Source organism: Okeania sp. SIO2F4, assembly GCF_010672385.1.
Taxonomy (GTDB): domain Bacteria; phylum Cyanobacteriota; class Cyanobacteriia; order Cyanobacteriales; family Microcoleaceae; genus Trichodesmium.
Window position 1 is genome coordinate 1 of the sequence record NZ_JAAHGT010000750.1, and the last position, 4877, is coordinate 4877.

Annotated in this window: 6 protein-coding genes and 1 pseudogene; 3 read left to right on the top strand and 4 right to left on the bottom strand. The window is 34.2% G+C overall.

Features of this window, described 5'->3' with window-relative positions; all coding sequences use genetic code 11:
• Positions 1-187 precede the first annotated feature (187 nt).
• From F6K22_RS31890 to F6K22_RS31900, 3 genes are all read right to left on the bottom strand, one after another.
• Positions 188-424: a type II toxin-antitoxin system Phd/YefM family antitoxin gene (locus F6K22_RS31890; protein ID WP_293107550.1), complete on the bottom strand. Its 237-nt coding sequence runs from the start codon at positions 422-424 to the stop codon at positions 188-190.
• A 317-nt stretch (positions 425-741) separates the two neighbouring features.
• Positions 742-1119: a hypothetical protein gene (locus tag F6K22_RS31895; protein WP_293107553.1), complete on the bottom strand. Its 378-nt coding sequence runs from the start codon at positions 1117-1119 to the stop codon at positions 742-744.
• A gap of 7 nt (positions 1120-1126) precedes the next feature.
• A complete protein-coding gene (locus F6K22_RS31900) occupies positions 1127-1474 on the bottom strand; it encodes a class I SAM-dependent methyltransferase (protein WP_293107555.1) in 348 nt (115 codons plus the stop codon).
• Between the two features lie 97 nt (positions 1475-1571).
• Here F6K22_RS31900 and F6K22_RS31905 point away from each other — a divergent pair, with 97 nt between their 5' ends.
• Complete coding sequence (locus tag F6K22_RS31905; protein ID WP_293107558.1) at positions 1572-1856, top strand: hypothetical protein; 285 nt, start codon at positions 1572-1574, stop codon at positions 1854-1856.
• Between the two features lie 284 nt (positions 1857-2140).
• Here F6K22_RS31905 and F6K22_RS31910 read toward each other — a convergent pair whose 3' ends face one another.
• Positions 2141-3373: a CHAT domain-containing protein gene (locus F6K22_RS31910; RefSeq protein ID WP_293107564.1), complete on the bottom strand. Its 1233-nt coding sequence runs from the start codon at positions 3371-3373 to the stop codon at positions 2141-2143.
• Positions 3374-4059: 686 nt separating this feature from the next.
• Here F6K22_RS31910 and F6K22_RS31915 point away from each other — a divergent pair.
• Both F6K22_RS31915 and F6K22_RS31920 read left to right on the top strand, forming a co-directional pair.
• Positions 4060-4317: a hypothetical protein gene (locus F6K22_RS31915; protein WP_293107561.1), complete on the top strand. Its 258-nt coding sequence runs from the start codon at positions 4060-4062 to the stop codon at positions 4315-4317.
• A gap of 152 nt (positions 4318-4469) precedes the next feature.
• Positions 4470-4877, top strand: a pseudogene (locus F6K22_RS31920) (ribonucleoside-triphosphate reductase, adenosylcobalamin-dependent); the annotation flags it as partial.

Consider the following 4877-nt stretch of genomic DNA (forward strand, 5'->3'; position numbering starts at 1 on the left):
ATAATTCAGGTTAAAAGTCTCTCCTTTCCAGGTAAAAAAACTGCTAGGATATTTCCTTATATTCAATTCTGTTACGGTTTTTCTTGAGGTAATTATCAATTATCAATTATCAATTATCAATTAATGAAGCCTCTTGGGTTTTTTATCAATTCGGAAATGATATTTGTATCTAATAAATATAAATAACTCATTTTGACAAGTCAATGTCATCTAAAGGTAATAACCCTTCATCCACATCTGGAAAATCTTCATCTAAGGGTTCAAGGGTAGAAAGGGTTTGCAGGAGAGATTTTTTTTTGACAGGGGAAATGATAGCGAAGGGAATACCATCTTGGATGATAGTTAAGGGTTCACCTGTTTTTTGTGCTTGGTTAATTAGGTGTTGAAAAGATTCGGGAAGTTCTGCAAGGGTTATTTGTTTCATGGTGAGTTGTGGGGTTAGGGATTAGATTAATATCAGGGATTTAGGTTTATCAAGAAAAATTTCTACTGCATCCCTCAAGGAGGGAGAAAATGTTTCAATCCCTAAATAGGGATTTAGGTTTGTCAAGTATAGAGTTGGATTCCCTGATATGATTATATAGATCTGCTTCAACCCCTAAATAGGGATAGGGAAAACCCATCTTATTTTGAAGTCGTGTACTTAAGTATTGATAATTGTTTCTTCTATAAACTTTAACGATAAAAGCTTCCAAAATTTAGATACATTTGGTCTACCCCTTTGCATATTTCACATATATTTTAACGGAGCTTTCTACAACATAAAACAATGTAAAAAATCGGTTTTCCAGATGTAGCTAATCTGTGAACGTAACGAATTTCACAAATCTTTTCCAAGAAATTTTCTGATATTAAAGAATCAATAAGTTTGGCAAAACCTGTCATATCCTGAGAAAGCAAAAATTCCTCTTTGATCGAGATAGCCAAAAGTCCACCAGGTTCAAGAATATTCAGAGCATTGCTGAATCCCTTTGTAGAAATATCAGAAAATCCTAGAGACCCAACAGCGATTAAACAATTAATAGAACTTGTATCTTTCAACTTAGAGAAAACTTCGCCGTTTGAATCAGATAAATCACCTACAATATATTTGTCATATATTTTGGGTTGGTCACGCATTGCTGCATCACAAGCAATTTGAGAAATATCTTGTCCTACTATAGTGAGAAAAATCTAGCTGACGCAATTTCTCACCAACTAATCCATTACCTGCACCAATCTCCAGAACAGACATCTCAGTAATAGGGATAAAATAATTCTTACTAATGAACTCAACTACATTTTTCATTACCCTGGGAGAATTACATTGAAGCTTATTCATTAATAGCTCTTCATATAATCCTGGCACTGAGAAAATTTTGTCATAGTCATGGATTTTTATTTCCTTAGTTATACCATTTTCTTCCAAAATAAAAAATTCTTGGTCTTGAGTAATATCCTTTTGATCCGGAATAACAATTGAAAAAGGTTTCATGTCTTGATATAAGTAGTTTAACCTGTTAAGCAAAAGCTCGGATTGTGCCAAAATTTTACTGTACCACAATTTGAATATTTCATATAAAAAATTTTCTATGTTATCTCAAGTTTATTATCTACTCCGTTCTAAAGTTGATGGTAGTTATATTAGTGCCAATCCAAATCCAGATGAGGCTGTAAAATTTTTGTTATTATTTCAGGAAGATTTCGATGCCTACAGCTACCTAAATACCCACGCTCCAGATTTGAGCGATCGCTTTGCTGTTGAGTCTATTCCTGGTACCCAGTTAAAAACAATACTCAAAAGGTGGGGTTTTCAAGGAGTAGGAATAATTCAAGATCCATTATTACCAAATATAGAGTTTCTAATAGTTAGTTAAGATAATTTTCACCATACCAATTTTTGTAATCCGGGATATTTGGTATTAAAATTAGGGGTAGAGCAAAACTACGAGCTTAATTATTAACTATTAATTAGGGCTTGCTGATGAAGCTCAAAGCATTTAAAAATAGAGGCAAATGCCTTTTTAGAGTGAAAAAAGTACAAGCTTTTCAGTCGCTAAAACTGCAAAAAGTTGGCATTTTGAGCAGAGAAGATTTTATCTCCCCAAACTCCCCAAACTTCCGAAACTTCCCACACTTTCCACACTCCCCACAGTCTGGATTACCAAGGACTGCTAACAAGAGTAAATCCTGACCAATAGAAAGGATGAGAAAAGTTCGTTTCTCCCAATACTTGTAAACTCTCAGGTAAAGATATTTCTCCTCTAGAAAACTTCAATCTTTCATTCCTGAGCAACACATCTCCTTGAATCATTTTAATTTGAGTTTTTCTAATAGCTTCAGCTTTAGTTGGTGCTGTTTTTAACTGTTCATAAAATTCACTCATTAAAGCTAAAGTTCCAATATCATTAACGTACCACAAACTTGCTAATACAGACTGAACTCCTGCTTGTAAAGCTAATCCAGCAAAACCTAATTCTACATCTCGGTCTCCAACGGCAGTTTTACAAGCACTTAAAACCAATAATTCAGCAGGAGGAGTGTTCCAACTAATCTCTTTCACTTTGTCTAAATGGAGTTTAGTATCCCAAAATTGAATGTAAGAATTTTCAGGTTTTCCAGGCCGAAATTCCGCATGAGTTGCTAAGTGAATAATATTAAAAGATTGAGAATAAAGTTGATTTTTTAAGTTTTCTAAGGTGAATTCCTGATTAAGAAACAATTCTCCAGGCCAACCTCCAGAAAGATTTTTAGGTGAAATATTTTCCGTGAGGTTCTTATTAACAATTGTCGAGAGTTCAATCGGAACTGCTGGTAAAGGAGTTTGTGTCTGAAATTCTGATGCCCCCATAGCTAAAATTCTACCTTTTTCAATGGGAGTATAATTAGAGTCAATTAAATTAAATGCAGGAATAATTGCCAGGCTATATTTTTCTACTAAAAATTGTTCTCCATCGTGTAATGCGGCTATTGGTAGAGTACGCAAACCTTTTCCTAAACAAAACAATATTGTGTCTATTTTTTCGGCTTCGAGATTTGCTTCAAAGGGTTTAATAATCCATTGATAGAGTTGTTGAGCCTGACTTAAGTCAAAGTCTGCAAAAAGGAGCTGAGGATTAGTGATTTCATTTTGAAATAATTTAACTGCTTGAATCAGGGTTTCGTATTTGATCAAATCAAGGTCTTGAACTAGAGGTTTTTTCCCAGGGGAAATAAAGACTAAATGTAAATATTCTGGTTCAGGAATAGCCCAAAATACGGCTGGTTTTATATTATTTTTTTTGCTAATTTCTAACAATTTTTGAGCAATATCATCACCATTTTTTGAAGTTTTATAAAAATCTCGATCAAAATAACCCTCAAATTCTTTTTTTAGCCTTTCCTCCATTTTCATCACTTTCTCAGAGACAGTTATATTTATGTCTTGAGAAATGGTTTTTTCTGAATTAAAAGTTAGAATAATAATCAGGGAAATAATAAATACAAAAATTGTTATACTAGCTTTGTATTTGTTCTTAAAAAACGATATTTTATGGAACATATTAGCAACTTGTTTAATCTCTTCCTAAGCATTCAGCTAGAGCGTACTCAGGATTTCCTAGGTCATTCTGTTCAAACAGTTTTTCTAATGAATATTGCTAAGGTCTTTGGATTTGTTTTAGTTCTACTTTTAAGTCTAGTTCAATCATAAGCATTCAGCTATTAGCAGTCAGCTATCCGCAATAATAGCCTACTTTTAAGGAAGAAGTTTAAATGAATATAGACTTTAACAACTTTTGTAGTAAAATTTAATTATGACTTAATTAATACAGCTTTGAACCTACACCAAAAGCAATAGCTGATAGCTAATAGCTGACGGCTGAATGCTTACATTTAATTTATTAATATTAATTTCTAGCCTAAAGAAAAAAATAAAGCTGACCATAGAGTAATTTAGTGAATTTGTCAACAATTTGACCCTATATATAAAATGTCGCTACACTTGTAAATTGTCAAAAATCAAGAGAAAAGTCCCCAGAGCAGCCAAGCCATAAAACTTAGTCCGCTCAAAATGGGGATGGCAAAAAAAGTACAACAATTATGATAGATCAAAACACACCGTCAATTGCACTGCGCTGCCACAGTGCGGAGGATTGTCATATTATCATCAAAACACTGCTAATGGTATTGGAAACATTGCGAATAGTAGTGGAAGAAAATTCTCATCTCAAACTTGAAAATGCTTGCCAAAAGAGAGAAATCTCGGAATTAAAACATATTAACCGTGAATTGCAATGGCGAGTTGATCCATTCTCTCCAGATGGGGATTTTGTGGGTAACTGTAACGAGGATGAATAGTTAATTATAATCAGCCCTAGTATAGCTAGGGCTGTGATTTTATTCATAATATATATAGAGTTAAAAATAAAATTTGTCAATCATTTGACACTATATATGAAAAGTAGATACAATAGACGATTTGTGATTTATCTCAAATATTCTATTTAACTATGGTACGAGAACTAGAAAAAGTAGATCAGAGGGAGTTCCCAGAAACAGCTCCTACTGCTAATCCCGTATTTTACAGAACTTATAGCCGTAAGACAGAAACTGGCCGTGAGACTTGGGTAGAAGTGTGCGATCGCACAATTAATGGCCTGAGAAAATTAGGCCAACTCACACCGGAAGAAACGGACTTACTCTATCGGATGCAAAGTCAACTTAAGGCCCTATCATCTGGCCGTTGGTTATGGGTTGGTGGCACAGAATGGATCACACAACAGCAAAACTTTTCGGGGGCCTATAACTGCTCGTCCACTAATATTGTAGACTGGCGCTCCTTCGGTCTATTAATGGACTTAGCCATGATGGGATGTGGTACAGGTGCGGTCTTAGAACCACATAATATAAATCAACTA

Coding starts and splice junctions, on each gene's coding strand:
- F6K22_RS31900 (WP_293107555.1), bottom strand. CDS start 1,474: ATGAAACCTTTTTCAATTGTTATTCCGGATCAAAAGGATATTACTCAA.
- F6K22_RS31890 (WP_293107550.1), bottom strand. CDS start 424: ATGAAACAAATAACCCTTGCAGAACTTCCCGAATCTTTTCAACACCTA.
- F6K22_RS31895 (WP_293107553.1), bottom strand. CDS start 1,119: ATGCGTGACCAACCCAAAATATATGACAAATATATTGTAGGTGATTTA.
- F6K22_RS31910 (WP_293107564.1), bottom strand. CDS start 3,373: ATGAAAATGGAGGAAAGGCTAAAAAAAGAATTTGAGGGTTATTTTGAT.
- F6K22_RS31915 (WP_293107561.1), top strand. CDS start 4,060: ATGATAGATCAAAACACACCGTCAATTGCACTGCGCTGCCACAGTGCG.
- F6K22_RS31905 (WP_293107558.1), top strand. CDS start 1,572: ATGTTATCTCAAGTTTATTATCTACTCCGTTCTAAAGTTGATGGTAGT.